This window comes from Leptotrichia buccalis C-1013-b (assembly GCF_000023905.1).
Classification (GTDB): domain Bacteria; phylum Fusobacteriota; class Fusobacteriia; order Fusobacteriales; family Leptotrichiaceae; genus Leptotrichia; species Leptotrichia buccalis.
On record NC_013192.1, the window covers coordinates 1260411 to 1277733 of the forward strand.

Here is a 17323-nt window from a genome sequence, read left to right on the forward strand (position 1 = left end):
TGTACGTTTTAAAGAAGAAAAAAGACAAATAAATATACAATTAGGACAAGAAGGAGGGAAAGGACTAGATATATTTAATAAAAATATAAAAGAAATCAATTTTAGAAAGGAAATAATAAAAAATGGAAAAAAATAATCTTGAAAAATTGGAAAATTTGATGTGGAAAAAATATAAAAAACAAATAAGTTTTCAACAATTACAAAAGGAATTTTTAAAAAATGATGATGAAAGAATAGAGTATATAAAAACAGAGTTGGAAAAAGCATATAATGAAAAAAATGGAGACAGCGTATATATTTTAATTTCAGCAATTTACATGTTCAAATTATACAGTGAAAAATTTGTTGATATTTTATGCAAATTAACAAAAGAAGAATGGCATGGAAAACACGAAGACATAGTGTTTTATCTCCAGCAACTAGAATTACCTTCTACGATAGATTGCATTTATGAATTAGCAATTTCAAATTTTGAAAAATATCAATGGGATGATAATTTTGCATTAGTGAGAAAATGCTGTTTTGCTTTAGGAGACATAAACACTCCTAAGGCGAAAGAAAAATTGGAACTATTGTTGCAAAGTGATGAAGAAACGATAAGAGAACATGCAATGAAGCAGTTGAAGAGATGTAATTTTACAAATAAAGATGTTGAATGAAAGGATTGATTATGAAAAAAGGCGAAGAAAGAAATATTTATGCTGTATTTGATGATAAAACAATAAGAGTTTATCAGGCATATAACAATGAAATAGCAGATGAGGCTTTAAAATTAGGAAAGTTTGGAAGTAAATTCAGCCTTACAAGAATGACCTGGATAAAGCCATCATTTTTATGGATGATGTACAGAAGTGGCTGGGCTAGCAAGCAAGGACAGGAAAGAATACTGGCAATTGACCTGAAAAGGGAAGGATTTGATGAAATAGTGAAAAATTCTGTACTTTCATCTTTTAGAGAAGTTTCTGACTTGTCTAAGGAAGAATGGAAAAATAAATTAGACAATTCAGAAGTAAGATGTCAATGGGATCCAGATAGGGATATTTACGGTAATCCACTAGGAAGAAGGGCGATACAGTTAGGCATAAAGGGAGAAACTGTGAAAAAATATGTAAATGACTGGATTGTAAATATAACGGATATAACTGATAAAGTTGTTGAGATAAGAAATAGCATTCAGAATGGAACTTTTTCAGAATCTATGCTTCCTAAAGAAATAAAATATATTTAAAATTTGTAGCAAAAGATAACGGTACCTGTAACGGTACCTGTTAAAAATAGTTAAATGATGAGAATGAAAAGAATTGCAAATTGTATTAAGAGATTTTAGGATTATAAAAATTGAAATAGAAAAAGTGTTCAAAAGTAGATTATTTAGAATTGGATTAAATTTTTGAGCATTTTTTGTTTTTAAAATTTATATTTTTTATACTGTAATATTTTTTCAAAATGTGGTATGATATAAACAATTAAAATTAGAGAAATAAAAGGAGGAAATTGAAAAGAATAGAGAATATGGAAAGAAGTAATAATGAAATAACAAATATAGATACAGTTGAGAAAATTGATATTTTGGGGATGGATTTAGAGAGTTTGCAGCGAAAATTTGTTGAGATTAGGCTTAAAAAATTTAATGCAAGTCAAGTTTTTGACTGGCTACATAATAAACTAGTGTTTAATTTTGATGAGTTTTCTAATATTTCCAAAAAAGACAGAGAGATTTTGAAAGAGAAATTTTATGTGGAAAAACTTGAGTTTAAGACGCATCAAGTTTCAGAAGATGGGGATACTGAAAAATTTTTGTTTGAACTGAAGGATAAAAGGCTGATTGAAAGTGTGCTTATTTCTCATAAAAATCGGCATACGCTTTGTGTTTCTTCGCAAATTGGATGCCTTATTGGATGTGATTTTTGTGCAACAGCCACAATGACTTATGAAAGAAACTTGTCAATTTCTGAGATTTTACTGCAATATTATTATGTACAAAAACATTTGCTGCAACGTGGAGAAAAACTTGGAAATGTAGTTTATATGGGAATGGGAGAGCCGTTTTTAAATTATGATGCGGTACTTGGCTCAATTAATATGCTAAATTCTCCTAAGGGGCAAAATTTTTCAAAAAGAAATTTTACAATTTCTACAAGTGGAATTGTGAATGGAATAAAAAGATTTACAGAAAATGAAAATCAGATAAATTTGGCAATTTCACTGCATTCGGTAAAGGATGATGTGAGAAATGAGATTATGCCAATAAATAAAAGATGGGGAGTAAAACAATTAAAAGAATCTCTTCTGGAGTATCAGAAACAAACTAAAAATCGTATTACATTTGAATATATCTTGATTAATGATTTGAATTGTGAGCCTGAAGATGCAAGGGAACTGGCTGGATTCTTAAATTCATTTTCGTGTCTAGTAAACTTGATCCCTTACAATCCTGTTGGTGGAAAGCCTTATAAAACGCCATCAAAACAAAAACAAAGGGAATTTTATAAATTATTAAAAGATAAAAATGTTAATGTAACGTTGCGGGAAACTAAAGGACAGGACATTGCAGCGGCTTGTGGACAATTGAAGGCAAAAAAGGAGATGAATACAAGTCAAAGTATAATTTAAACAAGTCCTTTGGATATTAGCAGAAAATCAAAAATACTGAAATACTGAAAAGAGGTAATAATGAAAAAGAAAAATAAAGTACCAAAAGTTAAAGTGAAAAAAAGTTTTAATCTTCTTTCATTCTTTTTGAAAATTTTTATGTTTCTGTTTATTATAGTAATTGGAACAGGAGCCTATTTGGTTTATACAGTAAGCAAGGAAACTCCAGTTGATTTAATAGATGGTTATGCTCCTGTATCACCTTCTGTTATTTATGATATAAATGGAAATCAAATTGATACAATCATGGTTCAGAATCGTTCTCCTATAGGAATTGGAGAAATTCCTGAACATGTACAAAATGCTTTTTTAGCAATAGAAGACAGAAAATTTAGAACGCATTACGGATTTGATTTTATAAGAACAGCTAGAGCGGCTTTTTTGACACTTACAAAAACTCGACGTGAAGGTGGAAGTACAATTACTCAGCAGCTTGCAAAAAATGCTTTTTTATCGCCTGAACAAACAATGTCAAGAAAAATTAAAGAGGCAATATTGGCAGTAGAAATTGAAAGAAAATATACAAAAGACGAAATTTTGGAAAATTATTTGAATACAATTTATTTTGGACAAGGAGCATACGGAATAAAAAATGCTGCAATAAAATATTTTAATAAACAGCCAAAACAGTTAACAATTGCACAAGCGGCAATATTGGCAAGTCTTCCTAAGTCTCCAACAAAGTATTCAAAATTGGAAAATGCGTTAGAAAGACAGAAATTAGTGCTTCATCAAATGAGGAATTTTGGATTTATATCAGATGCTGAATATTCACAGGCAATACGTGAAAAAATAACGTTTGTAAATGGAAATATTAAAAGTCGTAATGAGGAAGAGCAAATTTCAACTTCAAACGTGGCACCTGAATTTACTACTATTGTACTTAGTGAAGTCAGAAAAATTTTAAAAATTCCTGAAGAAGATCAAAAATTTCTGTTCGACGGCTACAAAATTTATGCAACTGTAGATTTAGACTTGCAAAGAGCGGCTTATACAGCATTTAACAGCAACTACAATTTAAAAAGTCGTGCAAATTTAAACGGAGCATTATTTTCAATTGACCCAAGTAATGGTTTTGTAAAAGCTATGGTTGGTGGAAAAAATTATAAAAAAGGTAATTTTAACCGTGCAATTAGTTCATTAAGACAGCCAGGCTCGTCATTTAAGCCAGTAGTTTATTTGGCAGCGTTGCAGAAAAAAATGACAATGAGCAGCGTAATGGAAGATTCTCCAGTAAAAATAGGTAACTGGAAACCAAAAAACTATGATGGAGTTTTCAGAGATAGCATGACACTTGCTAAAGCTTTAGAAATTTCAAACAATATTATTCCAATAAAATTATTACAGTATGTTGGAATCGGCGCAGCTGAAAAAGTATGGCGGGATGCTGGAATTGTAGGAGGAGATTTTCCTAAAAACTACACATTAGCACTTGGTTCAATTTCCACAAAACCATCAGACATGGCAATGTTTTATGCGGCACTTGCAAATGGAGGATATCAAGTGAAACCACAATATATTTACAAAATTGAAAATAAATTCGGAGAAATTGTTTATGAAGCAAAACCAAAAATGAAAAAAATTTACGATTCAAAAGATGTTGCAATCTTAACTTATATGCTGGAAAATGCTGTAAATTATGGAACTGGACAACCAGCAAAAGTAATGAAAGATGGAAAATTAATTCCGATGGCAGGAAAAACTGGAACAACATCAGATTATGTTTCAGCATGGTTTACAGGCTACACACCAACTCTTGCTACAGTAGTTTACGTCGGAAATGATGACAACAAGTCAATGGGGCCTGGAATGACAGGAGGAGCTGCAGCCGCACCAATTTGGAAAAATTATATGCAGGCAGTAGTGGACTTGCCAAATTATAATGTTGGAGTATTTGAATTTATAGATGACTATATAACAAGAAAAGACTTGACAACAAGGGAAATTGATTTACAAGTCGGATTACTGGACAGAGATGGAGTAAACAAAAGAACAGCGTTATTTAAGGCTGGAACAGAACCGATTGAAGGAGAAGGTAAATTTAGAAGAGGAGTTACTTTCTAGACTTCATTTACAATAAAAAATTTAAATTTGTAAAAAACGGAAGTAGAGAATTTGATAAAAACAAGTTCTCTATTTTTTGTTTGTATAAATATTGTTGACAATTTCTTTTGTTTAATGTACAATAAGTTGAACAGAAACATATAAGGAGTGATAAATATGATAGCTACAAATTATTCTAATATTAGAAATAATTTTAAAAAGTATTGTGATAAGGCAACAAGAGATTATGAAACAATAATTGTAACTAGAAAAAATGATGAAAATGTGGTATTAATGAGTGAAGAAGAATACAATAATTTGATGGAAAATTTGTATATTATGTCTAATAAAGATTATTATAATGAATTATTGAAAAGAAAAGATGAGGTTGAAAAAGGGAAAGTTGAGAAACATGATTTAATTGAGGTGGAATAATAACATGAACATAAATTGGAATAGTGAAGCATGGAAGGAATATGTAGACTGGCAATCAAAAGATAAAAAAGTTATAAAAAAGATAAATGAAATTATAAAGGATATTCAGAGAAATGGAAATGAAGGAATAGGTAAAGCAGAGGCTTTAAAGCATGAATTAAGTGGGTATTGGAGCAGAAGAATAACTGATAAGCACAGATTTATTTATAAATTGACTGAAAATGAAGTTATAATAATAGCTTGTGCTAATCATTACAAATAACTTTTTAAATTATTTTATGTAAAAGTAATAAAAAATATGATTTCAAATACAATTAATGTATAAGAGATCATATTTTTTGTTTATAAAAATTTATAAATTTTGATTAGGACATAAATAACAATTTAACTATAAATAATGCACCCAAAATAATCATTACCCACGAAACGTGTCTTCTATCTTCTTTTTTCGAGAATAAATTGTAAAACAGATTTATTAATACATAAGATAAAATTCCTAATGTTAATCCATCTCCGATGCTGTAAGTTAAAGCCATTGTTGTGATTGTGATGAATGATGGAACGCCTTCCAGAATGTCGTGTAAATCTATATTTTTAACTGAACTTAGCATTAAGTAACCAACGTAAATTAAGGCTGGAGCTGTAGCACATCCTGGTATTGAAATAAATATTGGTGAAAAAAACATTGATATTAGGAATAGGAAACCTGTAGTAATAGCAGTCCATCCTGTTCTTCCACCAGCGATAACTCCTGTTGAGCTTTCTACATACGTTGTAACTGTTGAAACTCCAAGTGCGGCACCGGCTGTAGTTGCGATTGCATCTGCCATTAAGGCACGTCCTACGTTTGGTACGTTTCCATTTTCATCCAGCATATCTGCTTTTGAGCATACCCCTATCAATGTTCCGACAGTATCAAAGAAATCTACAAAGAGAAATGTACAAACTATGACAAATAAATTTCCAAACATTTTAAAATTTGTAAATAAGTTAAAGTCCAATTTTCCCATAACAGGCATCATTGATTCATATTTAAAGACACCAGATGGCAAATAAATCCCTAATTCTTTTGCATGTGCAGGATTTATAAGCGCATATCCCCAAGCCAGCAAAGAACTTAAAACAATTCCATAAAGAATTGAGCCACGTACATTCTTTTTATCTAAAATTGCTATTAAAATTAATCCAATAAATGAAATAATAACGGCTGGAGAAAAATGCCCCATACTAACTTTTGTTGATTCATTTAAAACAATTAGTCCACTTCCTGAAAAACCGACAAATGCAATAAATACTCCGATTCCCCCAGTAACAGCATGTTTCATATTTTCTGGAATGGAATTTACTACAGCTTCACGCACTTTAAAAAGTGTTAAAAATATAAATATAATTCCTTCGCAGAATACGGCAGTTAGAGCAGTTTGCCAGCTAATACCGCCTTTTAGTACAACTGTAAATGCAAAAAATGCGTTTAATCCCATACCTGAGGCGAGGGCAAAAGGTAAGTTTGCAATAAGGCCCATAAGAAAACAACCAAGTGCAGCGGAAAAGCAAGTAGCTGTAACTAATGCACCTGCATCCATACCTGTTTTTGACAAAATATTTGGATTTACAGCAATTATGTACGCCATTGTAAGAAATGTTGTAATTCCTGCTATAATTTCCTTTTTCATATTGACATTTTCATTTGCTAGAAGCGGGAAAAGTCGTTTAAGTCCGCTTTGTTGAACATTATTGCTGCTCATTTTGTTTACTCAACTCCATTTCTATATATCTTTTATAAAATATTATTCATCTTCATTCGATTTATTTTTAGCCTTTTCATCTTCTGTTTTATCTTTGTCAAAAGTCATAACAACTTTTTCAATTTTTTTATTTCTGACTCGCTGTGGCTTGAATACAACACCATTAATTGTAATTGGCTCAATATTTTCATTGTCTTCGGGAATATATCCTAAATTTTCAATTAAAATTCCGCTCAAAGTATCATAATATTTTGATTCAAGTTCAAAGTTAAAGTTATCATTCAAGTCATTTAGCGAAACTTCTCCGCTAATTAAATATTTATTTCGTGATAACTGACGGATTGACAAGTCCTCATCATCAAATTCATCGGCAATATTTCCCATAACTTCCTCAATCAAGTCTTCAAGTGTAACAATTCCCGAAAAACCACCATATTCATCAATTAGAATGGTAATATGTTTTTTCTCCAGCTGCATTTCATTAAAAAGTTCATTTACATTTTTTGTTTCAGGCACAAAATACGCTTCTTGGAGCAAATCAGCCACTTTTATGTTGTCAAATCCCTTTTTGTAGGCTTCCATCATCAAATCTTTAGTTAACAATACTCCAACAATGTTGTCAGCTTCATTTTCATAAACAGGAATACGTGAATATTTTCCAATTTCCTTATTTTCAAAAAGCTCATGAATTGAGATATTTTTATCAATCAAAAATACTTTTGTCCTCGGAATCATTATTTCACGTGCAATTTTTTCATCAAATTCAATAATATTTTCAATCATTTCCTGTTCAGCTTCGTTAATAACACCGTGTTCCTTACCAACTTCCACAAGCGAACGCAGTTCCTCCTTAGAAACCTTTTCTTCAATATTGTCTTCTTTCATTTTCAAAATGGTAAGTACCAAATTTGTAGAAAATGTCAAAAATTTTACAAATGGAGAAAATAACTTTGAAATAAATACAACAACTCCAATTGACGATAAAGCAATCTTTTCTGAATTTCTAAGTGCAATTCTCTTTGGAATCAGTTCCCCAAAAACAAGTGTAACATACGATAGTAGAAAAGTTATTAAAATCATTGAAATTTGATTACTGTACGGGATATTCAAAGGCTGCAATGCATTCGACAAATATTGCGATAAACCAGTCGCTGCCGATGCTGATGCAAAAAAACCTGCCAAAGTAATCCCAACTTGAATAGTAGACAGGAATTTACTAGGTTCCTGCAGCAAATTATCAAGTAAAATTGCTTTTTTATTTCCATCTTCAATTAATATTTTTAATTTATTTTTGTTTAACGAAACAATCGCCATTTCCGCACTGGAAAAGAAAGCATTAATTCCCGTTAAAATTATTATTATTACAATCTGTAATAATAAACTGCCCTCAGACATTTTATTTTTCCTCCTAAATTTTTTAAATTTACCAACTTTTATAGTAACAAATTTTAAAACTGAATTTAAAAATTGTAACCATTTATTCAAACTCTAATTTTTTATTTTGTATTAATTTAAAGAGTTTAAGCATATTATAGCATATTTTTAAAAAATTTAAAAATTTTAATCTTAAATCTGTTTAATAGCTCATCTATATATTAAATAATAGAAAATTACAAAATTTCTTCAAAAACATACTTTTGAACTTTCATTCCTAATCTTTCATAAAATCTGACAGCTCCAGTATTCTTAGCCCAAGCATCCAATGTTAAATTGTAACAGCCTTCTTTTTTTGCAAAATCTAAAGCAAAGTCATATAATTTCTTTCCAATATTTTGTCCACGTGTGCTTTCATCGACACAAAGATCATCAATAAACAATGTTTTTATATCAGTTAGAACGTTGTGATTTATTTGCTGTTTGAAAATACAGAAAATATAGCCAATTACGTTATCATTTTCATCAGTTGCTACGAATATTGGCTTACTTGAGTCGTTTAACATTTTTGTTAATTCTTTTGTTGTGTATTTTTTCCCAGTTGCCTTGAAAATGTCTGGACGCCCTTCATGATGAATTAATAAAATTTGTTCCAGCAGATTTTCTATTTTTGGAATATCTTTTTCTTGTGCTAGTCTAATCTCTTTCATTGTAATAATTTTTCCTTTCATTTACATTTTTATATTTTTATATAATAATTTTAATAAATAAAAAATTTAAAATTGCTTGTTTTATTCTAATTTATCTAGTTTTTTAGTTTGTAGCAACATATTGTACAATCTATGTTATAAAATTAAATTTATATTAAGTTCTATTTAAATAACAAATTTATTACAAACTTTTCTAAATTTAATATTTTCAAGTAATTTAAGATATAATTTTTATCTTTTAAGCAGAGTTCACCATAAAATAATCCGTCGGAGCATTTTTCTGTGCTGGCAAAACTGTTTGAGCATAGCGAGTTTTTTGGCAGTGCAGAAAAATGTCGTAGACTAGCCATAGGTTGTAGGATTTGCGGCAATGAGCAATCCTACAAAAATAAAAAAGAAAAAACACAGTAATATGAAAAAATACTTATTAATCAAAAATCTAAAAAATAATTTAATTGAATGATTATGAATTAGCTATTATAAACAATAAAAAATTACAAAATATGCTCAAAAACATACTTCTGAACTTTCATTCCCAATCTTTCATAAAATCTAACAGCTCCAGCATTATCAGCCCAAGCATCCAATGTTAAATTGTAACAGCCTTCTTTTTTTGCAAAATCTAAAGCAAAATCATATAATTTCTTTCCAATGTTCTGCCCACGAGTGCTTTCATCAACGCAAAGATCATCAATAAACAATGTTTTTATATCAGTTAGTACGTTGTGATTTGTTTGTTGCTTGAAAATACAGAAAATATAGCCAATTACGTTATCATTTTCATCAGTTGCTACAAATATTGGCTTGTTTGAATCGTTTAACATTTCTGTTAATTCTTTTGCTGTGTATTTTTTTCCAGTTGCCTTGAAAATGTCTGGACGACCTTCGTGATGAACTAATAAAATTTGTTCCAGTAAATTTTCTATTTTTGGAATATCTTTTTCTTGTGCTAGTCTAATTTCTTTCATTACAATAAATTTGCCTTTCTTTTGTGTTTTGTGTGATGTTTTTTATGAAAATAATAAATGAAATGTTAATAAATGTGTTCGAGAACCTAATCTTTTTTATTTTTACAAGGGGTCAAGACCCCTTGCTGCAAAATATTTGTTTTAATAAGGTTATATTTCTAAAGTTTCTAAAAATTTCTTTCCATTTTCAATTTGTATTTCAACATTTTTTATGGAAGTTCCACCATACGAATTTCGTTTGTTTACGCAGTTTTCGATTGTGATTTCTGAAAGAATATCGTCTTTGAAAACATCAGAAAATTTATGAAATTCTTCGAGTTTCATGTCGTCAATTGCGATTTTCTTGTCTTCACAGTAGGATACGATTTCTCCAACAATTTTATGAGCTTGTCTAAATGGAACATTGTGTTTTGCAAGGTAATCAGCTACGTCTGTTGCATTTAGGAATCCTGCTCGCATTGAAGTGTAGATTTTTTCGTTGTTGACTGTTATTGTGTCAAGCATTAGGTAGAAAATTTCGATGGATAGTTTGATATTATCAATTGAGTCAAAAATTCCTTCCTTGTCCTCCTGCATATCCTTGTTATAAGCTAGCGGAAGTGCCTTCATTGTTGTCAAAATTCCCATAAGATTTCCGTAGATTCTGCCAGTTTTTCCTCTTACAAGTTCGGCGATGTCAGGATTTTTTTTCTGTGGCATAATTGAAGAGCCAGTTGCAAAAGCATCATCCAGATTTATAAATGAAAATTCGGATGTACACCAGATAATAATTTCTTCTGAAAATCTTGACAAGTGCATTGAAATTACTGAAATAATCATTGCAAGCTCAATTATAAAATCTCTGTCGCTCACAGAATCAAGACTATTTTCCGTAGGCTTTGAAAATCCAAGTTCCTTTGCCACAAAATGTCTATCCAGATCAAACGTAGTTCCAGCCAAAGCTCCTGCTCCAAGCGGCATTTCATCATATCTTTCCAAAAAGTATTCAATTCTTGAAATATCCCTTTTAAACATTTGGAAGTAAGCCATCAAATGATGAGAGAATAAAATTGGCTGAGCCCTTTGTAAATGAGTATATCCAGGAATAATAACATTTTTATATTTTTCAGCAAGTCCTAGCAGTACATTTTCCATTTTTACAAGCAATTTTGAGATTTCACGAGCTTCTTTTCGTACATACATTCGCACGTCAAGAGCCACCTGATCGTTTCGGCTTCTAGCAGTATGCAGTTTTCCAGCCACAGACCCAATAATCTGTGTCAACCTTTTCTCAATCGACATATGAATATCCTCATCTTCAATTCTAAACTCAAATTCTCCCTTTTCAATTTCATCCTTTATTTGAAGCAATCCATTTTCAATATCTTTTTGCTCGTGCTCTGCAATAATCCCTTGCTTAGCAAGCATTCTGCTGTGTGCAATGCTTCCTGTAATATCTTCCTCGTACATTCTTTTATCAAACGTAATAGACGCATTAAATTTTTCTAACAATTTATTAGTTTCCTTATGAAATCGCCCTTCCCACATTTTTTTCATATTTTTCACAGTCCTTTCTTTTTTCTTTTTTAGTTTATAATTGTTTTATTATATCAAATATAGAGTAATTTTAAAAGATAAAAAATAAATTAATACTAAGCCTATTTGAATAGGCCGTGTCTGAAAACTCAAAATCTATGTTATATTTAATGTTTTTTTGATTTTATAAATTATACAAATCACGATAAAAGCAGTGTTTATTATTTTTGATTTTGGAAAAATTTGTTAAAAATTCATCATTTGAAGAGTTTTCAGACATGCCCTAGTAGAAATCAGAAAATTCATAGAATTAAAACCTTTTTTACAATATTATACAACCTATGTAACTATAAAATGTCTTTAATTAAATTTAATCATTAAGTATCCATACAAGAGACTTTTATTTAGTACGAAGCAAGTTTTTTTTAGACTCGTTAGAACGTTTCGCCATTATGTATACTTATTATTTCTTATTATTTATTAGATTTATCAAAAAAATTATCGGACGTTATTTTTTTTTTCTTTTTTTTACATATCCAGTCCAGAGACAGAAACTGGGATTTTGTCCTAGTTTTTTGTTTTCCTTATTTAGTAAAATATCATTAAATATAAATATTATGATAGTATAATAAAAAATTAATTTTATATTTTATAAAATTATGGTATAATTAATGTAATTAAAATTAATATAATTGGAAGGATGTAGGTAAAATGAAAAAATTAATACCATCACTTTTATTTTTATTAGGAATACAAGGTTTTAGTAACACTTGTAACTTTGTTAATAATCCTGATTTCTTTTTGGACAAAGTTATTAAGAAAATTCAATCTGAAAAAAAGACTAATGATATTTTTTGTGATAGAGACAGTATAAAAATGGCATATTATACAATTGAAAATGAAGATTATAATGCAAATATAGGGATAGTAATAAAGGTTGATCAAACAACTTCAAATGATGAATTTAAAAATATTTTTTCTAAGAAGTTTGATGAATATAAAAACTTTTTTACAAAGATTGATACGAAGGATCTTGGAAATAATCCGCTTCCAGATAAGGAAATAATCCGTTTTTATGTGCAGTTTCCAGATGAAAAGAGTATTATTATAATTGGAAAATATGAATATGACTTGAAAACTAAACAATATCAAATGGTAGTTAATTCAAAGGCAAAAGAATATTTTGAAAAAATACAGTTATTTGAAAAAATACCCCAAATACAAAATATAGCGTATTCTGATGAACAAATATATTAAAATTAATCTTAATAATCTAAAAAAGGAGTGTAAGTACATATGAAGAAAAAAATAAGAAAAGCTGTAATTCCTGCTGCGGGACTTGGAACGAGAGTTTTACCTGCAACAAAAGCTCAACCTAAAGAAATGCTTGTAATTGTTGATAAACCAGCATTGCAATATCTTGTGGAAGAACTAATAGCGGCTGGCATTGAAGAAATTTTGATTATTACTGGAAGAAATAAAGGGTCAATTGAAAATCATTTTGATTATTCTTATGAACTTGAAAAAACTTTGGAAGAAAATGGGAAAAAAGATTTATTAAAAATAGTTGACGGTATTTCTGAAATGTCAAATATTTATTATGTACGTCAAAAAAAACCTTTAGGATTAGGACATGCAATAAGCTGTGCTGAAGCATTTGTTGGAGATGAGCCGTTTGTGGTGCTTCTTGGAGATGATATTATTTTTACGGATAAGGAGAAAGGTCAAAGTCCTGTAACAAAACAATTAATTGAAAAATATGAAGATCTGCAAGGTGGAACAATTTTAGGAGTTCAGGAAGTTGACAAAAAGAATGTTTCTAAATATGGAATAATAAAGCCTTTAACACAAATTGACGATAAAACTGTAGTTGTGGAAGATTTTATTGAAAAACCAATAATTGAAGAAGCTCCAAGCAATTTAGCGGCACTTGGACGATATGTTTTGGAACCTGAAATATTTTCATATTTAAAAAATACAAAACCTGGAAAAGGTGGAGAAATTCAACTTACAGATGCAATTTTAGCAATGAAAAATGATGGCGGAAAATTGTATGCATACAATTTTGAAGGACTTAGATATGACACAGGAGATAAGTTTGGAATGTTTGTTGCAAATGTTGAGTTTGGACTAAGACATGAGGAACTGAAAGATAGAGTTAGAGAATATTTAAAAGATTTAATAGAAAAACTATAAATTAGTTATGAAAAGCGAAAATGTAAAATTAATCGATCGGGCAATATTAATAATAATATTATCCGATTTTTTAATTTTATTTAAAAAAGTAAATAAATTTTATATTGTAAAGAATTTTAAATTAAAATTGAAATAAAAATATAATTATGTTACCATAGTAATAAATAATAGATATATAAAAGTCTTGAAACTTATATTAAGAAGGAGAAAAATATGGATGTTACAGAATTTAAAAAATTAATTGAAAAAGAAAAAAATATAAATGTGGAGGAAAATAAAATGAATAATCAAGATAATCAAAAAGTTGGAATGAAAAATCAAATTTTAGAAAGTCTTAATGGATTGACAGTTAGTGAGAGAACAGTTAGTTTTGATGAAAAGACAAATAAAAAAATGTGGAATAGTTATAGTAATAGAGAAACAGTTAATATTATCGTTGCAGGGAAAACTGGTGTTGGAAAAAGTTCACTAATTAATTATATTTTTGGAGAAAAAGTAGCGGAAGTTGGTGCAGGGGCTCCTGTAACTCAAGAAATTGGAGCTTATCATTTGAAAGAAGATAATATAAATTTATACGATACAAAAGGAATTGAAGCTGAAAATTATGAAGAAACATTATCAAATATTCAAAATTTTTTAGCAGAAAGACAAAAGTCTAAAGATGAAAATGAGCATATTCATATTGCTTGGCTTTGCATTAGTGAAAGAAGTGATAGAATTGAAGCGGCTGACATAAAATTGCTTGAGATTTTGAAATCATCTGGAATTCCTACAATTGCAGTGTTTACAAAAAGAGACACAGTAAAGGAATCTGAATTTGTTAAAAAAGTAAAAGAAGAAGGAACATTGGAAAAAGCAAGAGCTATTGTGAGAGTACGAAGTGTTGAAGAGTTAGTTGAAATTGATGAAGATGAAAGATTGGTTTTAAAGCCTAGAGGAGCAGAAGAATTACTACGTGAAACATATAAATATGTATCTGAAGGTAAACAAAATGCTATTAAAAAGGCCCAAATTGTAATTTTAAAAGATCGGCTTGAAGCAATGGCAAAAGAAGCTAATGATGCCACAAATAAATATGCATTTCTAGCGGCAGGAATTGGAGCGACACCATTACCTTTTGCAGATTCAATAGCTCTGGCCGCATTACAGACAAAATTGATTATTGATATTAACACAATTTATCGTGTAAATTCAGGAACTCATACTTTTACAGATATTGCGGCAGCTTTAATATCAATTACAGGTGTAGCACAAGTTGGGAAATTAGCTGCTAATTTGCTGAAAATAGTTCCTGGTATTGGATGGGCGGCAAATGGAACAGTTGCGGCAAGTATTACGAAAGGAATTGGACTTGGATATTCTGAATATTTAAAAAATAATGTTAATACAGAAACTGGTGAAATTAATCTTGATCTGGACGATTTAAAACAGAATTTTTTCAAATATTTTAATCAATTTAAAAATGAAGTTGTGAATAATTATGAAAATTATAAAAATAAATTCGGAAAATAAACGAGGTGAAAAATAAAAATGGAGCGAATATTTATTTCATTTTGTCGTGGAAATGATAAAAATATTGTAGAAAAAATTATAAAGAATGTAACAAAATCAGACTTTGTCCATTGTGAATTAATCGTCGGGAACACTGTTTATGATTATTCTGAAACTTTAAACAAAAGTGGTAAAATGAAATGGTATTTGCCTGACCGTCTGGAAACAAGAACTTATTCAGAAAATCGAGCAGAAATTTTTGAAATAAAATTTCCAAGTGGAGAATTTTACAAAATTCAAAATTACATAGAAAATTACTTTGAAAACAATAATTACGATAAAGATATGAAAGTTTTTACAATAGGCGGATTAGGATTTGGAAATGAGAAATATGTAAAAGGGAGCTTTAATAAAAGTACAACAATTTGCTCCCATTTTTGCTTTGAAATATTAAAATACATTATAAAAAATTATTATAAAGATAATCAAATTTTAAATAAAAAGATAGATAAAATTCAAAAAAAATATGATGAACAAAGAGAGTATGTTACGCCGGGGTGGCTGTTTGAATATGGGAAAGAGATTTGGGAATTATAGTCATTAATCCTAATGTTTATATATTCTCTGTCTTGAAATAATTAAGTTATACTTTATGCCTTTTCTTCCATTTGTGCTTCTTAAATGATTTTTTAGTAGTTATTAAGAAGATGGAGAATTTAGAAAAAAGGATATAGTTTATGTATTCGGGAAAATTGCATAAGGTGAAGTTTGAATACACGGGGCTGAAAGAAGTGTTTCTGGATAGATTGCCAACTGCGAAAATAAAGAAAGAAGAAAATTTGGAAAATAATGTGAAAAAATATACGATTTCGGCTGAAATTTATTGAGAAGAAGGAATTAAAATGTGGCTTAGAAGTCAAGGAAAAAAAATAAAAATATTGGAGGATTAGAGACAGTATAATTGATCAGAATCAGTTAATATTGATAAAAAGCAACTGAGAAATAATTATAAAAGAATGGGAAATCATATGAAAAATTACTCTTAAAAAGGGAAGGATTTGTGAATAAAATTGAGATTGAGGAGATGTTTAGGGATAGAAAGAAAAAGGATTTGAAGAGGATGAATAGAAAAATATAAATTTTTTGAATAGGAAAGAAAAGGAGATGGAAAAATGGTTAGTAAAACAATAATTTTTAATTACCGCTACGGAATAGACATATATTTTGCTACAGAGGTTATGCGAAAAGCACGAGAATTTGAAAGTAAAATTGAAATTGAGTATGATGGAAAAAAAATAAAAAACAAATCGCCATTGATGTTAAGCGGTTTTGGAATTAAAATGGGTTCAGAAATTACTATTTATGCAGATGGATCTGACGAGGAAGAAGCATTGGAAACAGTATCAAATCTTTTGGGTGTTGAAGAAGAAGTCTACAAGCAGGAAATTATAAATAGGAAAAACTGGGAGAAAAACTGGAAAAGAATAGAACAGGAAGAAATGGAAAAGGATAGAAACAAAAGTCCAGAGGAAATAGAGAGGGAATTAAAAGAAATTGTTGAAGAAGCCGCATCTAACAAAGATAATCTTACAATTGGAAAAAGAATAATGTGTAGCCGTAGAAATACTCAACCAGGTATTGGGATAAATATTGGAGGATATATTATTCATCCATTTGATTTGATGGCAGGACCTGACTTTGATATTAAAACTTCAATTGAAAGAATTTGGGATGTTATGGTTTATCGAATTGACAAGAAATTTAGAATTAATAATTCGATGTGGACAATAGTTCCTGCTATAAAAAAGAGAATTAAAGATATTATAGAAGAAGATGTGAAAAAAAATAATTTGGAAGAAAAATTAGCAGAATCAATGATTCCTTATGTGTATTTTAATGTTCCAGGTTCAATAATGTCTCAAGTAACAAGAAAACTTGGAAATGCATATATAGTTTCATTAAAGAATACACTTAAATATGAGGATTCAGGGAAAATAATTGTGCCTACATATAAAGAGTTTTTGACGGAATTTGATAAAAATTTTGAGATGCCGAGGATAGAGTGGTGGTGGTAAAAATTGGATTTTAAATAAAAAACATAAATAACTGTGAATTTGAATTTTTGTTGAAACAAGTTAATAAAAAACTTGAAAAATATTTGAAATTAAGATATAATTGTAAACGTATTAAAAAT

At 29.3% G+C, this 17323-nt stretch carries 17 protein-coding genes; 12 read left to right on the plus strand and 5 right to left on the minus strand.

The genetic code is table 11. The features are described from left to right. Positions 1-122: 122 nt before the first annotated feature. The 6 genes from LEBU_RS05815 to LEBU_RS05840 all read left to right on the plus strand — a co-directional run bounded on the left by LEBU_RS05815 (position 123) and on the right by LEBU_RS05840 (position 5392). Positions 123-659 carry a HEAT repeat domain-containing protein gene (locus tag LEBU_RS05815; protein WP_015769411.1) on the plus strand — a complete coding sequence of 179 codons (537 nt, stop codon included), beginning with the start codon at positions 123-125 and terminating at the stop codon, positions 657-659. Then, positions 656-1228, plus strand: coding sequence for a DUF4291 domain-containing protein (locus LEBU_RS05820; protein ID WP_041760573.1), 573 nt, complete (start codon positions 656-658; stop codon positions 1226-1228). Before LEBU_RS05815 ends, LEBU_RS05820 begins: the two co-directional genes overlap by 4 nt. 284 nt (positions 1229-1512) lie before the next feature. Continuing rightward, positions 1513-2613 carry a dual-specificity RNA methyltransferase RlmN gene (gene rlmN / locus LEBU_RS05825; RefSeq protein ID WP_049756122.1) on the plus strand — a complete coding sequence of 367 codons (1101 nt, stop codon included), beginning with the start codon at positions 1513-1515 and terminating at the stop codon, positions 2611-2613. Between the two features lie 60 nt (positions 2614-2673). Further along, a complete protein-coding gene (locus LEBU_RS05830; protein WP_015769414.1) occupies positions 2674-4716 on the plus strand; it encodes a transglycosylase domain-containing protein in 2043 nt (680 codons plus the stop codon). A gap of 156 nt (positions 4717-4872) precedes the next feature. Next, complete coding sequence (locus LEBU_RS05835) at positions 4873-5130, plus strand: type II toxin-antitoxin system Phd/YefM family antitoxin (RefSeq protein WP_015769415.1); 258 nt, start codon at positions 4873-4875, stop codon at positions 5128-5130. Between the two features lie 4 nt (positions 5131-5134). Then, positions 5135-5392 carry a Txe/YoeB family addiction module toxin gene (locus tag LEBU_RS05840; RefSeq protein WP_006804080.1) on the plus strand — a complete coding sequence of 86 codons (258 nt, stop codon included), beginning with the start codon at positions 5135-5137 and terminating at the stop codon, positions 5390-5392. A gap of 103 nt (positions 5393-5495) precedes the next feature. Here LEBU_RS05840 and LEBU_RS05845 read toward each other — a convergent pair whose 3' ends face one another. The 5 genes from LEBU_RS05845 to argH all read right to left on the minus strand — a co-directional run bounded on the left by LEBU_RS05845 (position 5496) and on the right by argH (position 11463). After that, entirely contained in the window at positions 5496-6875 is a 1380-nt protein-coding gene (locus LEBU_RS05845) for an NCS2 family permease (RefSeq protein ID WP_015769416.1), read from the minus strand. 42 nt (positions 6876-6917) lie between these two features. Further along, on the minus strand, positions 6918-8270 hold the full coding sequence (locus LEBU_RS05850; protein ID WP_015769417.1) for a hemolysin family protein: 1353 nt from the start codon (positions 8268-8270) through the stop codon (positions 6918-6920). Between the two features lie 215 nt (positions 8271-8485). Next, positions 8486-8959, minus strand: coding sequence for a GNAT family N-acetyltransferase (locus LEBU_RS05855; RefSeq protein WP_015769418.1), 474 nt, complete (start codon positions 8957-8959; stop codon positions 8486-8488). A gap of 494 nt (positions 8960-9453) precedes the next feature. Beyond that, a complete protein-coding gene (locus tag LEBU_RS05860; RefSeq protein ID WP_015769419.1) occupies positions 9454-9927 on the minus strand; it encodes a GNAT family N-acetyltransferase in 474 nt (157 codons plus the stop codon). 150 nt (positions 9928-10077) lie between these two features. Beyond that, complete coding sequence (argH, locus tag LEBU_RS05865) at positions 10078-11463, minus strand: argininosuccinate lyase (RefSeq protein ID WP_015769420.1); 1386 nt, start codon at positions 11461-11463, stop codon at positions 10078-10080. Positions 11464-12153: 690 nt separating this feature from the next. Between argH and LEBU_RS05870 the strand changes: the two genes are divergently transcribed. The 6 genes from LEBU_RS05870 (at position 12154) to LEBU_RS05890 (ending at position 17204) form a co-directional block, all read left to right on the plus strand. After that, positions 12154-12699 (plus strand): hypothetical protein, encoded by a 546-nt coding sequence (locus LEBU_RS05870; RefSeq protein ID WP_015769421.1) that lies wholly within the window; start codon positions 12154-12156, stop codon positions 12697-12699. Positions 12700-12738: 39 nt separating this feature from the next. Then, on the plus strand, positions 12739-13638 hold the full coding sequence (gene galU, locus LEBU_RS05875) for a UTP--glucose-1-phosphate uridylyltransferase GalU (protein ID WP_015769422.1): 900 nt from the start codon (positions 12739-12741) through the stop codon (positions 13636-13638). Between the two features lie 213 nt (positions 13639-13851). Beyond that, a complete protein-coding gene (locus tag LEBU_RS05880; protein ID WP_015769423.1) occupies positions 13852-15150 on the plus strand; it encodes a YcjF family protein in 1299 nt (432 codons plus the stop codon). Positions 15151-15168: 18 nt separating this feature from the next. Next, entirely contained in the window at positions 15169-15726 is a 558-nt protein-coding gene (locus LEBU_RS05885) for a hypothetical protein (RefSeq protein WP_015769424.1), read from the plus strand. A gap of 140 nt (positions 15727-15866) precedes the next feature. Continuing rightward, entirely contained in the window at positions 15867-16016 is a 150-nt protein-coding gene (locus tag LEBU_RS11875; protein WP_157859511.1) for a hypothetical protein, read from the plus strand. Between the two features lie 285 nt (positions 16017-16301). Further along, positions 16302-17204, plus strand: a complete 903-nt coding sequence (locus LEBU_RS05890; RefSeq protein ID WP_015769425.1) for an HPr family phosphocarrier protein — start codon at positions 16302-16304, stop codon at positions 17202-17204. Positions 17205-17323 lie beyond the last annotated feature (119 nt).